Genomic DNA, 19,568 nt, shown 5'->3' with positions numbered 1-19,568 from the left:
TAAGGTCTCTGTCTACAAAACTATTAAACTCAGAGACTTTACAAACATATAATAGACAAAAAACTTCAATATTAACATTTAAAGTTATCTAGTTCAAAAGTAAACTTACTCCTTAATTCCAAGATTAAGAGAGTGTTATTATTTTGAATTCTTGAAAACAATAAAGGCTGTTCATTGCTGAACAGCCTTTAAGCTAACTAATTCTTTAATATTTGTAAGCTAATTATATGTTTGGATTATAATCCGATTCTGCTTTAGGTACTCTCCACGTCCATTTATTATTCATTTCTGGAGTGAATTTTCTAGCAAAGGTAGGACTAGCATTACCTCCTTTTGATCCTACTTTTTTATCTATAGTTAAGTTCCAACGCTTATAATCAAACCAATCAAATCCTTCGCCCCATAACTCAATACCTCTGTACTTTACAATTTCATTAAATAAGTCATTCCCAGTTTTTCTACAACTGTAATTAACATCACGTCCAGATTCTCTTGTTAAGTTCTCTAATATTTTAGATGATTCATTATCTCTACCTAAAAAATGTAGTGCCTCTGCTTCTATTAAATACATTTCCGAAGAACGAAAATGATTTAAATGCATTACTCCAGGGTTTGTATTATTCTTAACCTTAACTTGCATATAAGCCGCTGTCTTTGCATCACTCTGAATATCTGGATATTTTACTCTAATATCTTTATCTAATTGACTCTTTGCAACTGTTAAACCATTGTCTTCATTATATTCTTTTGTTGGATATCCTGTAGGATCAATAAACAATTCTTTTCTTATATCAGAACCTGGAATAGTTTCGTAGAACTCCTTACTGATTCTACTTGGTGTATTTCTAACTGCACCCGCATTAGAATTATATGCCATATATGCTCCATAAGAATAATAATGTAATTGTTCATCTGCTGCCCCATAACTACTCCATATCCATTCTGAAGTTGGATTACCAAATCCTGCTTTATAAGCTGTAGTTGACATTAAAGGATAATCTTTTTTAGCTAATCCTGCTTCTCTTAATGCAACAGTATAATCTTGTTTATTCAACGCTGCTCTAGCATATATTGCATGAGCCACGCTAGAGTCAACAAAATAATTCTTAGAAGCTTCTCTCTTATAGCCACTCTCTCCAAACAATTGAATTGCTAAGTCCAAATCTTTATAAATCTGTGCATAAACATCTTTTAGTAATGATAGTGGCAATTCTTTAGAATCATTAGGTGATAACCTTAACACAACAGACTTTGTCTCTCCATTATTAGAATCTATCCAACGATTACCATATATTTGAACTAACATCGTATACGCATATGAACGATAAGCTAAAGCTTGAGCTTTTAAATACTTCTTATCATTTACAGGACCTTCTGCTCCGTCAACATTAGCAATAATATCGTTAGCATTTGTAATTAACATATAATAATAATGCCATGGATATGCATTTAAAGAGCTATTTGTGTTCTCAATATTCTCTAGGTTAGCAATAGAAGCAGATACATCTTTTCTAAAGTTATTTCCAGGATACTCTCCAAAATATAACTTTATAGTTCCTTCTCCATTATAACCTTGTCCTATATGCTGAGCAGTCATCAGTTTAGCTAATCCATTTATAGCCATAGCAACTGTTTCTGTACTTTTAAATACATTACTAGGAGATGTTTGATTAGTTGGTGTTGTATCTAAATAATCCGTACTACAAGCCCCTAAAGTCAATACTGTAGACAACAAAACGTATTTTATATATTTTATTTTCATTTTCTTTAATTTTAATCATTAAAATCCTACATTAACTCCAAATATTACTGTTCTAGCAGTTACCCAAGCATCTTGACTTGTTCCATTAAATGATTGCTGAGGGTTCATCCCTTTTAGTTTTGTAAAAGTTGCTAAATTTTCAACTCCTAAATTCAAACTCATTTGACTTACTCCTATTTTCGATAACATTGTTTTTGGCATCTCATAGTTTAAAGCTATATTTTTAACTACTAAATAATTACCATTTTGAATAAATCTATCAGATAGTGCATTATTCTGTGATCCCACAGTTCCAAACTGCACCAAGGGTGTTCCGTTTGGATCAATTCTATTAGCTGAAGTTTCGGTCATCCCTTCTGGTACACCATTCCAAGAATTTAAAACATCCTTATGTATAGCACTTGGTGTAGTATTAACAGACATTAAACTCATGTAAGAATAATCTACCATCTTCCCTCCTAAAGCATAAGTAAATAATGCTGACAATGAAAAATTCTTATATGACAATGATGTTGTAAAACTTCCCTCCATTTTTGGTAAAGCATTTCCTGCAAACTCTCTTTTACCAAATGAAGTATTAGTTGTATATGTAACTCCATTAATAGTAACTAAATTAACAGCATCAATCTTATCTTTACCAGGTGCAGAACCATTAACATCATAATTTTCAGTATCAACTATATACAGAGATTTACCTGTCATTTGATCAACTCCTACAAACTGAGGTATCCAAAATTCATAGATACTTTTACCCTCTTTACGTAAGAAAGGTGAAGAAGGAATACCTTCTTTTCTATTCTCTGCAGGTAATTTAACAAGTTTGTTTTTCAACCAAGTTGCATTGAATCCAACATTCCATTTCCAATCTTTATTACGAATAATATCAATATCAAAAGACATTTCAAGACCACTATTTGAAATAGTACCTACATTACTAATAACACTTGATTTTATTGTCCCAGCACTAGTTGAACCATTTGATAAAGGCATATTCAAATCAAATAATAAATTTTGAGAACGTTTATCAAAGTATTCAACTGTAAAATTAGCTCTATTAAATAGTCTACCATCTAAGCCAACATTTACAGAAGATGATGTTTCCCATTGTAAATCATCATTACCATTTTGGTTTTTGTATAACCCTGGTGTCCCTCCATTTTTCACTAAAGCATATAAAGCTTGGTAAGCATAAGTTCCTGCTCCACCATCATTACCAACTTCACCATAAGAAGCTCTTAATTTTAAATAATCAATTTGTTTTACTTTGAAGAAGTCTTCAGCAGAAACAACCCAGCTACCTCCTACAGACCAAAAGTTACCCCATCTATTATCTTTATGAAACTTTGAAGAACCATCTCTACGAAATGATCCTTCAATAAAATACTTATTGTCATAATTATACTTTACTCTAGATAAATATCCTTCAGTTCTGTATTTAATAGTATAATCAGTTAAACTCGTGACATCACTAAAGTTTGCCCATTCAGGTATACCTGGAAATGTTTGTCCTGCCTTTAATCCATATAAATAACTGTAGTCATTATTGAAATTCTCATGTCCTACTAACACATCTAAATTATGATTTCCAAAGCTTCTATTCCAATTTAATAATTGTTGAGCAGAGTAAGTTTTATATCTATAGATATCACGTCTTGAACGACCGCTATTTCCCTTTCCATCTCCAATAATAGCATTATCATACTTTCTCTCTTCTGAATTCCTAAGACTCAAATCTCCTTTGATTGTAAAAGTAAAATCTTCTAAGAATTTAAAATCAGCATAGAACTGTCCATTAACAGTATTACGAATAGACTCAATACTATTTAACTCATTTTCCCAAATTACATGACGCCCTGCATATTGTTTACGGGTACTATCTCCTGAGTCATAAATCTTTTGACCATTATCATCATATATATAATCCCCTGTTTTTTGATCATGTAAATGCACAGGGTAGATAGGAGCAATACTACGCGCATACATAAATGGATTTGTATATGATCCTGTATTATCTGTTGTTGCATTCAGTCCATTAGACATTTGATGTGAAGCAGCAATATTTGTCCCTACTTTAATAGCCTCATTTACTTTATAATCAGCATTCACCCTTCCAGTAAAGCGTTTAAAATCACTCCCTTTAAAGTATCCTTCATTATTTAAAAATCCTCCTGAGAAATAAGCTCCTCCCTTATCATTAGCCACACGTCCGCTCATATTGATATCTTGATACATACCAGTTCTTTCAATAGGTTTATACCAATCTAAATCTCCTGCATATCCAGGTAAAATAGATGCGTTTGGTTTTAATTTACCATTTGCATCAAATAATTGATCACTTGGCAAATTATAAATATTTGTAAGAAGTATATCACTAATTAATTTTTGATTAGCTAAAACACTTGCTTGTTCAATATTAGTATCCGCACTTATTAGATTATTTCTATAACCTGTCCACATAGTCTCCATAAAGTCATTAGTCCCCATAGTTTCATACTCTTTGATACCACGAGTAAATAGACCTTGTTTCATATTAACTCCAAAAAAACCTTTCCCTTTTGATGCCTTCTTTGTAGTAATCATCACAACACCATTTGACGCTCTATTACCATATAAAGTAGAAGCAGAAGCATCCTTTAAAACAGACATGCTTTCTATGTCATTAGGATTGATATCAGAAATATTTCCTCCAAAAGCTACGCCGTCTACAACTAATAAAGGGCTATTAGATGTTAGTGAAGAAAAACCACGGATACGGATAGTTGGCTCAGATCCAGGTTGCCCTGAAGTATTGTTTACTCGAATACCTGGAGCTGCACCTTCTAATGCTCCTAAAGCATTAGTCCCTGGTCTTTTAGTAATATCATTACTTTCTATAACTGCGATAGCACCTGTTACAGATTCTTTAGTAGCAGTACCATAAGCTACAACAACTACATCCTCCAACACTTGACCATCCTCTTTTAATACTATGTCATAATGTGTCTTTGATGTTAATCTAATTCTTTGTGTTTCATAGAACACATACGAAACAACTAACACATCGCCTTCGCCAGCATTAATTGTAAATATCCCATGATCATCTGCACTTGTTCCGAAGTCAGTTCCCTCTAGAACAATAGTTGCACCAATCAACGGTAAACCGTCAGTGTCTTTTACACTTCCAGTTATTGTCTTTTTTGCTTGTGCAAAAACTACACTTGTTAACACAAGCATAGAAAACGTTAAGTAAAGTTTTAATTTCATAAACATCTTTTTAAGATTATTTTAGCATTGCCAAAAATATAAAAAAATGAATCAAAAAAAACATATACAATATTTATTCAAGATAAACACTTAAAATAAATGTAAATTAAGCCCGAAAAATAGACATTATATTAATTTATTTAACTTAAAACACACTATTTTAAGGATTAAAAACACTCATTTTGCAGGTTTATTTTAACTAAAAACACTCATTTCTTAATTTTTAATTAATATTAACTTAATATATAAAAAATACAATTCATTCTATACTTTACTATATTCTGTATACTTATTTTCATCCTTTTATCCCGTACCTTTACATAACATACTAAAATAAACAACATGACAAAACCATTTAAAGTTGTTGCTTTTGATGCGGATGATACCCTATGGGTGAATGAACCTTTCTTTAATGAAGCTGAGAAAGCATTCTGTATCTTAATGGAAGATTACCTAACACATCAAAGCATCTCACAGATACTATTCAAAACACAAATAGACAACCTACCTCTATACGGATATGGAATAAAAGGCTTTACCCTATCTATGGTAGAAGCGGCTAACATAATCTCAAAGGGAACTGTAAGCCCAAAAGTAATCAGTAGAATCATTGCTATAGGAAAGGATTTATTAACCAAGCCTGTGGAGCTATTAGATGACGTAGAACAAGTGCTAAAGGAACTTCAAGGAAAGTATAAACTAGTAGTCGCAACCAAAGGTGACTTAAAAGACCAACACCGCAAACTACACAAGTCTGGTTTAGGAGCATACTTCCATCATATAGAAGTCATGACGGATAAAGAAGAAATAGACTATCAGAAGTTATTAGGACGTTTAGATATCAAGCCTGAAGAGTTTATTATGATAGGTAATTCTTTAAGATCTGATGTACTTCCTGTATTAGAACTAGGAGGTCACGCAGTACACGTCCCTTTCCATACTACATGGTTACACGAGCATGTCGATCACGAAATAGTACATCCAAACTTTACTTCTATTAAAAAACTATCAGAGATTAAAGAGATACTACTATAAATAAAAAAGAGGCTAGTTGATCATCAACTAGCCTCTCACTTACACTTATAAACAATGTATTCTTTTGATTAGAATCTATATCCTACGAATACATTAAAACTCTGATTATATATCTTCAGGTTCTTCACACCAGGATTTTCTTCTAACCCAAATGTATTAGAGTTATCGAAGATACTGGCAAATCCTCTACTGTAGTTAGCTCCTACTAAAAACCCACAGTTAAACTGGTACTCAGCACCCACTACGATACCGTAGTCCATCTTCTGTAGATACTGTCCATCTTCTTGATCATCTTCTATACTACCGAAAATACCGTGATCTTTATATGTATTCCCCTCTTCATCTACTGCTGTGATAGAAGAGTATAATAACATATTCACATAAGGACCACCATATACTTGTAGCCCTCCTACTTTAAACACAGCACTGATCGGATTAAGACGTAGACTGTGCATTTGCAATTTAGCATCTAGTGTTACCCCATCTTCAGTCTCTCTATCGAAGCGACCACCATACTGTTGATAAAACAACTCGTGTTTCAGCCCAAAATATTTTCCTAAACTATTATCCACACTTACTCCCACGAAGAAGTTATTGCGATTACTCACTTTACCATCTATAGCTAAATACTCTAGATCATCTCCTTTAAGCGTAGACTGTATCCAACCTCCTTTTACACTAAAAGTAGTATTCCCTTTTAAATCGTGATTTACATCTTGTGCTATAGCTGTACCTGATACTGCTAACACAGAGCATACACTTAGTAATAAGTTTTTCATACCTCTCATTCTTAAAAATCAATATCCCAAATACCCACTGCGTTCTCTAACTCCACTAGAGCAGATGCATAGCCAAATAGCGTCTCTGCATAAGCCTGTTGTGTTTCGTTATAAGTACGTTGTGCATCCAACACTTCTAATAGGCTACTCGCCCCTCTTTGATAGCTATACTTGATCCCTTCGTATACCTGTTTAGCCTCTTCTAACATTCCTTTTTCAAACCTATTGATCTGCTTTTGTTTCGTTAGATAGTTACGATATGCTTGAGTAATCTCTTTCTCTAACTCTAGCTCTATAAAGTCGTATTCTAGATGAGCCTGACGTTCCTCGTATAATGCAGTTTTTAATCCTGATTCTTTTCTATTAGAGAACTTCAGCGGAATAGAAAAACCTGCTTTAACCACCGTATTACCAGGTGTAGGAGCAATAGCATTCTTTACAAAGGAGTTGTTCTCTACCCCAAAGTTAAGTCCTAAATCTATAGCGCGTTCTGCTTTAGCTAAAGAGACTTGCTTACTCGCTACCACCTTATTCTGTCTAGCGACAAGGAAGTCAGCTCTATTGTTCTGAGCAGTCACAATCAAGTCATCTAATGAGAATAATCTATCAAACTTATTGAAGTCTCCCTGAGGCAAATAAATTGTATCGTTTCTCTGTTTACTGATCACGTTTCTGATCTCTATCAAGCTATTTTCCCAAGCGTCATCTGCATCTTGTAACTCATTATACATCCCTTTAGCTTCTAAGTTACTTTGGATAGCATCCACTTTGCTGATCTGCCCTAATGTATAACGAATACTATCAGACTTAGCTACTTGCTTCATAGACTCATAAGAGTCGCGTTGTATATCAAACAACATCTTATTCTGCAAGGCTTCTAAATATAAGATAGTAGACTCTGCACGCATAGTCTGGAAGAACTCTTGCAACTCTAATTCTGCTAATGTCTTCTGATCTGCAGCTAAATTCTTTCTTGCCTTGCGCTTACCACCTAATTCTAAATCCCATGATAACTCTGCCTCAAAGCCATAACCCATCTGCATACGCTTCTGTTGATTATCAAACCAACCAAAACTCAGCTCAGGGTCTGGGAACATCTTAGCTGCTTGTACCTCAGCTTCTGCAATATCGATATTATACTTTGCAGCGGCATATCCTAAGTTATTCATTGACATCTTATGAAGGTACTCCTTATATGTCAATGCTGTCTTATCACTTACATTCTCTGTATGAAGTTGTGCTACCACAACTTCATTACAGAACAATGCTAATAATCCTACTAGTATATATTTTCTAATAACATTCATACCTAATCCTAATTTTCGTCTGTTTCACTTTTTACGAAGTCGCTATCACTACCCCATTTGCGCTCTACCATATAATACAAGGCAGGTAATACAAATAGTGTAAGAACAGTAGCGAATAATAGACCATAAACGATCACAGTTGCTAGAGGTCTCTGTACATCCGAACCGATACCTGTAGCTAACGAAGCAGGGAATAACCCCAATACTGCCACTGTAGCCGTCATCAATACAGGTCTGAAACGCTCTTCTGCACCTGTTAGTACTGCTTCTTTTAATGCTATACCTCTTCTGCGGAGATTATTGATATGGGAGATCATAATCACCCCATTCTGTATCGCAACCCCAAACAACGCAATAAATCCTACTGCTGAAGATACGTTCAATGACATTCCTCTAATGTTCAAGGCTAACATCCCTCCAAATAAAGCTAACGGTACTACGATCATCAATAATCCAGCTTGTCTAAACTGTCCAAAAGCTCCGTATAGTAATACAAACATTAAACACAAGGTCAAAGGAACAATTACTGCCAAACGGCTATACGCTCTATTCTGATTCTCGAACTGTCCACCCCATTCGATGTGGAACTTCTCATGATCATACGTGATATTGCTTTCTATCTTTTGTTGCGCTTCTTTTAATAGTGACGCTAAGTCTCTATTACGCACGTTTAGTTTTACAGTTAAGTGACGTCTATTCATCTCACGAGTGATCGTACTCTCTCCTGTACTCGTCTTAACATCTGCTACCTGAGACAGCGGAATCTTAGCACCTGTACTAGAAGTCAACATTAAGTTAGCGATCTTCTCTGGTGTATTTCTACTCTCTTCAGTATATCTAGCACTGATGTCATATACCTTATTTCCAATGAATATCTGTGATATAGCCTTACCACCTATAGCTACCTCGATAAGTTCTGCAACATCAGATACGTTTAATCCATATTGAGCTATCTTATCTCTATTCGCATGGATCTGTAGCTGTGGTAATGGTGGCTCTTGATCTATCGCTAAATCTACTGCTCCATCTACCGTACGCAGTGTACCTAATACCTCATTCGCTATACGTCTAGTCTCGTGAAAATCTTCTCCATATACCTTCACTACTAATTCACTATGTGCTCCAGATATCTTATCCATTACCCCATCGATCATTGGCTGAGCGAACCCAACTGTAAATCCAGGTAAAGACTCATACTCTGCTGCCAGCTCTTCGATTAAGTCATCTTTAGTCTTACCACGAGGCCATTCTTTATAAGGCTTGATACCTACCGAACATTCGAAATGTGATGGAGTAAATGGGTCTGTTCCATCATCATTACGCCCAGACTGTACCATGATATACGTTACCTCATCATACTTCATTGTTCTAGCACGTAGTGTATCACTCATCTCTTTTGATTTCTCTAATGAGATACCAGGAGGCAAGGTTACTTGAAGCCAGATAGAACCTTCGTCTAATGGAGGTAAGAAATCTTTACCTACCTTCATTGACAATCCTATTGTAATCGCTAAAACAACTAATAGCGGTACGAATACTTGCTTTGGCTTATTTACAATCTTGATAATTCTATTGTGATATAAATTCGTTAGCTTCTCTAACCACTTATTGTGGTAGATCTTTCTTGGTTTTCTATACACCGCATACGCAAGACCTGGTATCAAAATCAAGGCTACTAATAACGCACCTATCAAGGCATATCCCACTGTAAACGCCATCGGTGTAAACAGCTTCTTCTCTACACGTTCAAAAGCGAATAGTGGTAAGTATGCTGTGATAATAATGATTGTAGCGAAGAAGATAGGCTTAGCCACCTCTTTGGTACGCTGTGCTATAGACTTCTCTTTTAGTTCTTCTTCCGGATTGTCCTCCCTCTTCTTCAGTATGGACTCCATCATCACGATGGCACCATCCACTATAATACCGAAGTCTATTGCTCCTAACGAAAGTAAGTTAGCAGGTATATCTGTGAAGTGCATCATGATAAATGCAAACAACAGAGATACAGGGATTGTAATCGCTACTAATAGCGCTCCTCTCCAACTTCCTAAGAATACAATCAATACAATCACTACTAAACTAATTCCTTCGATTAGCGTAGTAGACACAGTATGTAATGTCGTATCTACTAAATCTGTACGATCTAAGAAAGTATGTATTCTAACACCTTCTGGCAATAAACCATTGTTCAGTTCATCTACATATTGGTGTATCTTATCTAATACTACAGATGGGTTTTCGTGTTTTAATAACAGTACAATCCCCTCGATACTATCAGAATAATCTCTTTCTCTATCTGTAAAACCAAGAATACCTTTGCGCTCTACATTTCCATATTTTAAGCGGCCTAAATCGTTTAAGAATACAGGTATACCATCTTCTGCCTTAACAACGATTTTACCTAAATCCTCTAAATCTTTAATCAACCCGATACCTCTCACCACATACCCAAGGTCTCCTCTCGTTAGAACACTTCCTCCTGCATTGACGTTATTCTCTTCTATCGTCTCTGTCACATCGCTTAGCGATAGACCATATTGTTCTAATTTATGTGGATCTAATTCGATTTGAAACTGAGTAGTGATTCCACCGAAGTTAGTTACCTCAGCTACACCAGGCACTTGATTAAGCTTAGGGATAATCACGAAGTTTTGTAAATCCGTTAATTCTCTAAGACTATATCCATCTCCCTCTATAATATATCTATATACCTCACCGATAGGCGATGTCAGCGGATCTAACTCAGGAGTCGCATCATAAGGCAACTCTACATCGTTTAATCTCTCTTGGATTCGTTGACGAGCGAAGTAGTCATCTACTCCATCAGCGAATACTATCGTGATCATAGACAGTCCGAATGTACTGTTACTACGCATCACGTGCATTCCAGGCATACCATTAAGAGCGCGCTCTATCGGAATGGTAATCTGTAATTCTATCTCTTCTGCTGCCAGCCCTGGCACTTGTGTTACTACCTGAGAAGTAGTATCTGCTATATCTGGATAAGCTTCTATTGATAATTGTTTCCAAGAATAATATCCAAATATACACAGCAAAGCAAACAACGCTGCTACAAGCCATCTTTTGTGAATAGCTGTATCTATTATACCTTTCTTCATTGTATTATTGTTTATTATTAAATAGCTTGTGGCAAGTAGATTCCTCCTTCACTTACTACCTCATCTTGTTTATCTAATCCTGATAGGATAACGGTCTTATCTCCAGAAACTCCTCCGATCACGATACTCTTCTTAGCATACTTATTCTCTCCTACCTTCACGAATACGAATGAGTTATCCTCTCCTTGTAATACTGCTCTAGAAGGCACTAAGATTACTGGTTCTGGTTGATCGATAAAACGAACACTCACATACATACCAGGTTTTAGAATTCTCTTCTCATTATCCACTTCTATCAGTACATCTATACTTCTAGTCTCCTCATCCACGATCTCGTTGATATGATAGATAGTACCCGATAGTGGAGCATCAGGATATGCTGCAAGTTCCACTTGTACTTTGTTTAGTTTAGCTAAGTGATTGATATCTTTTTCTTTCACTTTACCTACTATCCATATTTTACCTAGTGAAGCGATCTTCACTACTGGGTCAGCCTCATCGTTAATGAACTGTCCTATCACTAGGTTGTTCTCTAAGACCTCTCCAGCTATAGGAGAGCGCACTGTCAATGCCTGTCCTAGTACTAGTGAGCTAGCATCTACACTATATATCTTTAATGCTGCACGAGCGTTATCATAAGCCGCCTTAGCGATAGAGTATTCTGTCTCTGCCTCTTCAAACTCCTGTCTTACCCCAACACCGTTGTTCAGTAAGTCTTCTTGTCTTTTAAGGTTTAGAGCTGCTTGTTTAAACTCTTGTTTTGAATCGAAGTAATCCTTTTGAGCCTCGAAGTAGTCAGGTGAAGACACTTCAAATAAAGGAGTGTTCTCACTCACTTTTTGCCCAAGTTTGATAAATGATTTGACTATTCTCCCTGAGAAAGGAGATGCTATTTCTGCATAATGGTTGGGAATAGCTTTCACTACCCCAGCAGTAACTAGATCGAAAGTAAAGTCTTCTTCTGATACCTTACTTGTTTTTATTCTGTCTTTTAGATTTGAAGTTTCAGTTAGAGTGATGATCTTATTTTCTACTGTAAACTGAGCACTATCTGCTGCCTGCTCTTTCTTCTCAGAACAATAGCTCAATAATATGCTAACTCCTAAAATACCTGCTAGTTTTAATGTTTTAGCCATTATGTTTATTTTTAATTAATACCTTATTTATTATTTCACTAAGTTTTTATCTTAAAAACACTTTAAAGTTACTTCATAATACGGAGATTCCATATTAAATAACGAAGCATTTTATGAATTTTTATTAGCCTTCTGCTGACAGATCGCATCGAGAGCGTAATTTTTGCATTCTTTTTTATATAATTTATGTTAAGTGTAATCTACAATAACCGTGCTACTTTAAGTTAAAGAAATGAGCTGCTATACTAAAGTAAATCAGTAACCCCGATATATCTACGATCGTAGTGATAGCTGGGCTAGCTGCTACTGCAGGGTCACCATTAAACCTGCGAACCAACATAGGTAACAAAGCTCCTATTATCGTAGAGGTAATCACCTGTAGCGACAGGGCTAACGCGATTACTCCTCCTATGGACGCTAGTGTGTAACCTGTCGGAATCTCTGTCCCCCAGTTTAGAAATACTACGATACCAAAAGCGACTAAACCTAGAAACGAAGACAACATCAGCGCTATCCTTAACTCCTTCCACAATACCTTTAACCATGACTTTACTGTAATCTGTCCTAGTGCTAGTGATCTGATCACTACTGTCGCAGATTGACTCCCTGCATTACCTCCTGTAGAAGCTATCATCGGCATGTATAAGGCTAGAATCATCAGCTGCATTAATGTCGCTTCATAACTGTAGATGATCATCCCTGCTCCTATCCCGATTACTGCTAGTGTCACTAGCCAAAACACTCTCTTCTTAAAATGGTTGAATATACTCGTCTGATTATAATCAGACTCCTCATTCGTACCGATGATTCCCATGAAGCGTTCCATATCTTCTGTATGTTCTGCTTGTATCACATCTAGTGCCTCATCATGTGTCACTATTCCTACTAGCTGTTTCTTATCGTTTAGTATCGGCAAGGCTACTAACTGATACTTATCTATTTTCTTCGCTACTGACTCACTGCTATCACTTAAAAAACCAAATACAAACTCTGTATGTAATTCGTCTTTAACTAATACATCAGGCTCAGCTATGATCAAATCTTTTAAAGTAATAAAGCCTACTAAAGTCTTATCCTCATTCACTACATATACATAATATATCGTCTTTTTAGAAGGAGAGTCTTTGCGCACTTGTTGTATCGCTTCGAAGCACGTCATGTCTTTAGACACTGTAGCGAAATCTGTAATCATAATTCCACCTGCTGTATGCGCAGGATACGAACTAAGTGCTAGCACATTCTCACGTATATTCTTCGTCAGATAAGGTAGTAAGTCTACCTGCTCCTGCTGTGTCATCAGCTGAAACAGATCTGCTCTAGCATCTGATGGCATCTCTTCGAATATCCTAGCGAATAGCTTCTTACTCACTCTCTGAAAGAACCCTAACTGCTTCACCAATGGAAATTCTGCAAAAATCTCCCCTTGCTCCGCTATTGTAAACTCATTAAACACAAGAACCAAATCATCATTAGCCACTCTACTCAGTAGCTCGCTGATGTCGATAATAGGCATCTTCTTGATCACAGGCAGCATCATCGTTATCTTCTCCATACTGTTCATATCAGTTGCTATCTTCTGTAGATTTTTTAAATCTCTGTTATGCATTCTCATAATACCTCAGTTTTTAATAGATTAATACGCTGTCAATTCCCATGTCACTTCTGATACGCCATATTCTAAAGACACTTTACTCGTAATCTGCTCTAGAATATCATCTTTCTTACCGATGCATAGTATCTCAAACTTCAGGTAAGAAAAAGCAGGATTGCCATTATCTGTACTTTTTAATGAACGTAGCTGAAGGTCTTTCTGAGCGCGTAGATTCTCTAACACCATTACTCTGATATGATTCTCTACTTGTTCTTTACATCCTACGATAATCTCGTAATGAACCTCAGCTGAGTCTGTCTCACTCTCAAAAGAGAGTTTATTAATCATATTACCAATAGGTTTAAGTGAGATATGTGCTAATAAAATCAATACTGTCATCGCTATCGCTTCCATCCATAAGCCTACTGCACACATAGACCCTACTGAAGCCGAACACCAGATCGTAGCAGCAGTGTTCAATCCACGGATACTGAATCCGTCTTTCATAATCACTCCAGCTCCTAAGAATCCTATACCACTTACTACATAAGAGGCTACTCTACCCACAGCCATATCTCCGATGGTATACGCCATCAACACAAAGCCTGCTGCACCAATACTCACTAGCGTATTGGTTCTTAGACCCGCACTTTTTTGTCTCACTTGTCTCTCTGCCCCGATAAGAGCTCCTAAAATAAAAGCAAGAGCTAATCTTCCTATAAATACTGTAATTAACATGATAACTATTTTTTTGCTCTTTCTGAGCTACATTGTTATCATGCATATTCAGAAAGAAGGTTTAACATTCCCGTTTAACTAATGTGGATTCTGTTTCCATCTCTTATTTTTTTTGACTTGGCAAAAGTAGGTATTACCCCATCTAGAGGCTATTAGAAAGCTTTTAGAAAAAAATTAGAATCCTATTAGAATACCCACATATAGCGTTCCAAAAGCGATTAAATCATCACTCTGCTTGACATTATTTCGTTTTAAGTTCACTTGATTGCCTAATGATATAGGTATGATAGGCTAGTGATAGGCTATTTTTGGTACTTATAAGCCGACCAAATGCCCATCACTAGCCGACCACATGCCGACCACCACTACCGAAAAAGGAAAAAAAAGACATTCAACAGGGTTAGAACACCTTCTAATAGCTAATCATAAGGAGAAACAACACCACAAAAAAAAGCACCCCTACTAGGAGTGCTTTCTGCTGTTATATGGTTGTACTATAAGGTTATCGTAAACTCTGTACCTTTATTTATCTCTGAAGTGACTGTAATAGTACCTTTATGTAAGTCAATAACTTTCTTGGTCAATGAGAGTCCAATACCATTTCCGTCTAGGTGTTTTCCGTTCTCACCTCTAAAAAATGGTTTAAAAATCCCGTCTAGATCCTCAGCACTCATCCCTAATCCTTCATCTGCTATCTTGATCACTACAGCCTTATTCAGATTAGAAATACTTACCTTACCATGATGATTATCGGAGTACTTACACGCATTCTCTAACAAGTTAATAATCGCTACTTCCAATAAGTAAGGGTTTGCTCGTACTGTCACTAGCTCTTCGCTGTCTATCTCTTCGTCTATCATAAAGCTGAAAGTATATCCAGCATTTCCCCTCTGTATCTTCTGACAGGCATCTAATATAACCTCATCTATTCTAGTAGGCTTGAATACAATCTCGGTAGGATCATAACTCGCCTTCGCAAAGTCTAGTAAACTATTTGATAATCGTACCAATTTCTTAGCATCAGATAAAGCATTCTCTATTGTTCTGATATAACTAGCGGTGTCTTGTTCTTTAGACAGTGATAATTCTAACTCTGCTATCACCGCTGCTAATGGAGTGCGTAGCTCATGTGAGATATTCGACACGAACTGCTTCTGTGAATCAAAAGACTGTTCTAGTCGGTCTAGCATCGTATTAAATGTATTCCCTAATCGGCTCAGCTCATCCTGATTAGCCTCAGTACTCACGCGCAAATCTAGATTAGTAGCCGTGATATTATTAATCTCTTCATTCATTAGCTTCAATGGACGTAGAACACGCTCTGCAAAGAAGCTTCCCACAAAGAAAATAACAATCAAGGACACAATGCTCAACACAAGTATGGTCAGAAAGAGATTGTGCAGCTTCGTATATCCGTACTGATCTAGAGCGATGGCTGTGATTACATAGTCTTTACCTCCACTGTTATACACTATACCGATCACCTGCCAATCATCTTGGAATAGGTGTACACGCCCTTGTGAAGCGATCTGATCGATCATCTCTTTAGTCTCCTTGACACTATCGATTTCTTCTGCATCGTGGTATAATAGATTAAAGTCAAAGTCATATACAGCTACCTGTACCTCATTAATGACTTCATTATTATATCGGTATATTTTATGTAGTGTAGATGACTTTACCTCTGTCTCTAGATATAGCTTAGCCTTAGTGATGGCTTCCTTCTCTAACTCTTCAAAGAACTCCACTTCCCTATTTTTAGACGATGACCAATACACTACTACAGCAAATACTAATAATATAGATGCCACTAGTAAGGTAAACAATAAGGTAAGTCTAGTCTTAATTCTCATTACTCTTTAGTATAAATCCCATACCAGATTTGGTATGAATCACTTTATTAGAAGGGTCTATTTCTATCTTTTTGCGCAGATAGTTGATGTAGACATCGATAAAGTTAGTTCCTGTATCGAAATGTGTATCCCATACTTTCTCAGAAATCTCTGTTCTAGATAGTACACGCTCAGGATTCTCCATCATATACTGCAGTAGGTTAAACTCTTTAGGAGTCAGATGTATCTCTTGTCCGTTTCTCTTAAATACCTTTTCGTTTAGGTCTAATTCTAAATCTGCATATTTTAAAAGATGAGCGTCAGTAGACTGTATATGTTCGAAGCGCTTAAGCAATGCGCGTATACGTACATAAAGTTCTCTTAGCTCAAATGGCTTGACTAAATAGTCATCTGCCCCTGCATCGAATCCCTCTACCTTATCATCTGTAGTACCTAGTGCTGTAAGCATAATGATAGGGATATGAGGTAAGGTAGCCTTTATCTCCTTACACAGATCGATACCATTGATCTTAGGTAAGATTACATCTGTTATGATTAGTGCATACGGTTTCTGCAAGGCAAGTTTCTTCCCTAAGTATCCGTCATAAGCTACATCTACTTCAAAGTTTTGTTCCTCTAGACTGCGCTGAAGTAATTCTGCTACGCGAATATCATCTTCGATAACTAATATTTTATCCACTGTATTACTACTTAAATTATCCTGTAGCAAGGTAAGGCTTTTTTAAAAAATGAGATGTAAGACTTTAATTATAAAGTTAAATTACAGTGTACTAAATAGTTGCTAAATCCCACTCTACATATTGCCTACAAAGGATTAACACCAAAAAAAGTCGCTCAAAATTCTTGCGAATATTGAGCGACAACAGAAATAATAAAACTTTACTTACTGCCTAGAAAAACTAATTCTGAAACAGCAATTTCGGTAACATAGCGCTGATTACCATCTTTATCTTCAAAGCTACGATTAACTAGCTTACCTTCGACAGCAATTTCTTTTCCTTTATTAACAAACTTTTCAACAATGTCGGCTAGCTTCCCCCAGACCGTAATATTATGCCAATTACAAGATTCTACTCGCTCTCCTGCATCGTTATAATACACATCGTTTATCGCAAGTGAGAAAGTAGCACGCTTTTTATTCGATTCATACATTTTCACTTCTGGGTCTTGTCCAACCCTGCCAATTAATTGCACTTTGTTTTTTATTGAACTCATAACTGTTTTTTTTAATGGTTAATATTTTATTACATATAGCTTTGTTCAATAGAAACAATATCAAAAATAGCCCCATTTTTTAACACTTATTTGAATATTTAACCAAACTTCTCATTTACTTTGTTTTCTTTTATTCGTAAATTGCAAACAAAAAAATTCATTATGGAGACTACTATCAATAAAGTAGAATTAAGAAATTTATTAATTGACGATTATTTAGAGCTAAAAAAATCAATGCTCGAATCATACCAAGGGCTAGAAGATTCGTACTGGAACAAAGATGAAATCGAACAATTATTAGAAGTCTTTCCAGAAGGACAGCTTGTCGTTTTAGTAGATGGTGTTGTAGTAGGGTCAGCTTTGTCACTTATTATTGATGAAAAACAGGCAATGTCTGCCCATACCTATGAGCAGATTACAGGATATTCTACCTTTAGCACGCATAATCCGGAAGGAAATGTACTATATGGTATAGACGTATTCATCCATCCTAAGTATAGAGGACTTAGATTAGGAAGAAGGTTATATGATGCGCGTAAAGAAATGTGTGAACAGTTAAATCTGAAGTCTATCGTATTCGCAGGGCGTATCCCTAAATATTCTAAATATGCTGATGAGCTAACGCCTAAGCAATATCTAGAAAAAGTAAAAACAAAAGAAATACACGATCCTGTGATGTCATTCCAGATGGCTAACGACTTCCACATGGTACGCCTAATGCGCAATTACCTAGAGGGAGACACGAGTTCTAAGGAATATGCAGTACTTCTAGAGTGGAATAATATCTACTATGAGAAAGATGTACAGCTGATCAATGCTAAAAAAAGTGTAATCAGACTAGGGCTGATACAGTGGCAGATGAGACCGCTAAACGATCTACAAGAGTTCTTCGATCAGGCAGAATTCTTTATCAATGCGGTATCAGACTATGAGAGTGACTTCGCTATGTTCCCAGAGTTGTTTACAGCACCACTTATGGCTGACTATAACCACTTATCTGAGGCAGATGCAATACGTGAATTAGCAAGATATACTGACTCTATACGCAAGAAGTTTCAGGAGTTTGCTATCTCTTATAATATCAATATCATCACAGGAAGTATGCCATACTTAGTAGATGGTATCTTATATAACGTAGGATTCTTATGTAAGCGAGATGGTACATACGAGATGTATTCTAAGATCCATATCACTCCTAACGAAGTACACTACTGGGGTATGAGAGGAGGATCTAAGATACAGACCTTCGATACAGACTGTGGTAAGATCGGTATCATGATATGCTATGATGTGGAGTTCCCAGAATTGTCTAGATTACTAGCAGATCAAGGGATGGATATCTTATTCGTTCCATTCCTTACAGATACGCAGAATGGATATACTCGTGTGAGAAACTGTGCTGCTGCTAGAGCGATCGAGAATGAGTGTTATGTGGCGATAGCTGGATGTGTGGGTAACCTACCGAAGGTGAATAATATGGATATACAGTTCGCTCAGGCAGCTGTACTTACTCCATCTGACTTTGCCTTCCCAACAAATGGGGTAAAAGCAGAAGCAACACCTAATACAGAGATGACACTTATCGTAGATGTGGATGTAGACTTACTAAAAGAACTACACGAGCACGGTAGTGTACGTATCAAAAAAGATAGACGTACGGATCTATATCAAACTAGAGCTCTGAAATAATACAATCCAATATATACTAACTAAGGGGTGATCTGAATGGTCATCCCTTTTTTTATTATGCAAAAACCTAATAATCATCACATTAAAACAGGTATAAATAC

The 19,568-nt window shown here is 36.2% G+C and carries 13 protein-coding genes; 2 read left to right on the top strand and 11 right to left on the bottom strand.

What is annotated here, in order from left to right:
* Positions 1-223: 223 nt before the first annotated feature.
* Together AABL87_RS02550 and AABL87_RS02545 are read right to left on the bottom strand one after the other, a co-directional pair.
* On the bottom strand, positions 224-1,762 hold the full coding sequence (locus AABL87_RS02550; RefSeq protein ID WP_041888339.1) for a RagB/SusD family nutrient uptake outer membrane protein: 1,539 nt from the start codon (positions 1,760-1,762) through the stop codon (positions 224-226).
* Between the two features lie 18 nt (positions 1,763-1,780).
* A complete protein-coding gene (locus AABL87_RS02545) occupies positions 1,781-5,005 on the bottom strand; it encodes a SusC/RagA family TonB-linked outer membrane protein (protein ID WP_341276909.1) in 3,225 nt (1,074 codons plus the stop codon).
* 342 nt (positions 5,006-5,347) lie between these two features.
* Between AABL87_RS02545 and AABL87_RS02540 the strand changes: the two genes are divergently transcribed.
* Positions 5,348-6,040 carry an HAD family hydrolase gene (locus AABL87_RS02540; protein ID WP_341276908.1) on the top strand — a complete coding sequence of 231 codons (693 nt, stop codon included), beginning with the start codon at positions 5,348-5,350 and terminating at the stop codon, positions 6,038-6,040.
* A 68-nt stretch (positions 6,041-6,108) separates the two neighbouring features.
* On the opposite strand, the gene AABL87_RS02535 is transcribed toward AABL87_RS02540, so the two are convergent.
* The 9 genes from AABL87_RS02535 to AABL87_RS02495 all read right to left on the bottom strand — a co-directional run bounded on the left by AABL87_RS02535 (position 6,109) and on the right by AABL87_RS02495 (position 17,778).
* Positions 6,109-6,819 (bottom strand): outer membrane beta-barrel protein, encoded by a 711-nt coding sequence (locus AABL87_RS02535; protein ID WP_341276907.1) that lies wholly within the window; start codon positions 6,817-6,819, stop codon positions 6,109-6,111.
* Positions 6,820-6,830: 11 nt separating this feature from the next.
* Positions 6,831-8,126, bottom strand: coding sequence for a TolC family protein (locus AABL87_RS02530; protein WP_313138553.1), 1,296 nt, complete (start codon positions 8,124-8,126; stop codon positions 6,831-6,833).
* 8 nt (positions 8,127-8,134) lie between these two features.
* Positions 8,135-11,245 (bottom strand): efflux RND transporter permease subunit, encoded by a 3,111-nt coding sequence (locus AABL87_RS02525; RefSeq protein WP_341276906.1) that lies wholly within the window; start codon positions 11,243-11,245, stop codon positions 8,135-8,137.
* Positions 11,246-11,262: 17 nt separating this feature from the next.
* A complete protein-coding gene (locus tag AABL87_RS02520; RefSeq protein WP_006257808.1) occupies positions 11,263-12,381 on the bottom strand; it encodes an efflux RND transporter periplasmic adaptor subunit in 1,119 nt (372 codons plus the stop codon).
* A gap of 214 nt (positions 12,382-12,595) precedes the next feature.
* On the bottom strand, positions 12,596-13,993 hold the full coding sequence (gene mgtE / locus AABL87_RS02515; protein WP_341276905.1) for a magnesium transporter: 1,398 nt from the start codon (positions 13,991-13,993) through the stop codon (positions 12,596-12,598).
* Between the two features lie 21 nt (positions 13,994-14,014).
* Positions 14,015-14,710 (bottom strand): MgtC/SapB family protein, encoded by a 696-nt coding sequence (locus AABL87_RS02510; protein ID WP_341276904.1) that lies wholly within the window; start codon positions 14,708-14,710, stop codon positions 14,015-14,017.
* A gap of 494 nt (positions 14,711-15,204) precedes the next feature.
* Complete coding sequence (locus tag AABL87_RS02505; RefSeq protein WP_006266078.1) at positions 15,205-16,563, bottom strand: HAMP domain-containing sensor histidine kinase; 1,359 nt, start codon at positions 16,561-16,563, stop codon at positions 15,205-15,207.
* Complete coding sequence (locus tag AABL87_RS02500; RefSeq protein WP_006266077.1) at positions 16,553-17,272, bottom strand: response regulator transcription factor; 720 nt, start codon at positions 17,270-17,272, stop codon at positions 16,553-16,555. The genes AABL87_RS02505 and AABL87_RS02500 overlap by 11 nt, the downstream gene beginning before the upstream one ends.
* A 170-nt stretch (positions 17,273-17,442) precedes the next feature.
* On the bottom strand, positions 17,443-17,778 hold the full coding sequence (locus AABL87_RS02495) for a single-stranded DNA-binding protein (RefSeq protein WP_006262518.1): 336 nt from the start codon (positions 17,776-17,778) through the stop codon (positions 17,443-17,445).
* 162 nt (positions 17,779-17,940) lie between these two features.
* On the opposite strand from AABL87_RS02495, the gene AABL87_RS02490 reads away from it, so the two are divergent.
* A complete protein-coding gene (locus AABL87_RS02490) occupies positions 17,941-19,467 on the top strand; it encodes a bifunctional GNAT family N-acetyltransferase/carbon-nitrogen hydrolase family protein (RefSeq protein ID WP_006257814.1) in 1,527 nt (508 codons plus the stop codon).
* The last annotated feature ends 101 nt before the right edge of the window (positions 19,468-19,568 follow it).

The sequence above is a fragment of the Myroides sp. C4067 genome, assembly GCF_038039665.1.
In the GTDB taxonomy this organism is placed as follows: Bacteria; Bacteroidota; Bacteroidia; order Flavobacteriales; family Flavobacteriaceae; genus Flavobacterium; species Flavobacterium odoratimimum.
The sequence above is the reverse complement of the archived record's forward strand: the minus strand, read 5'-3'. Positions and strand labels throughout refer to the sequence as shown.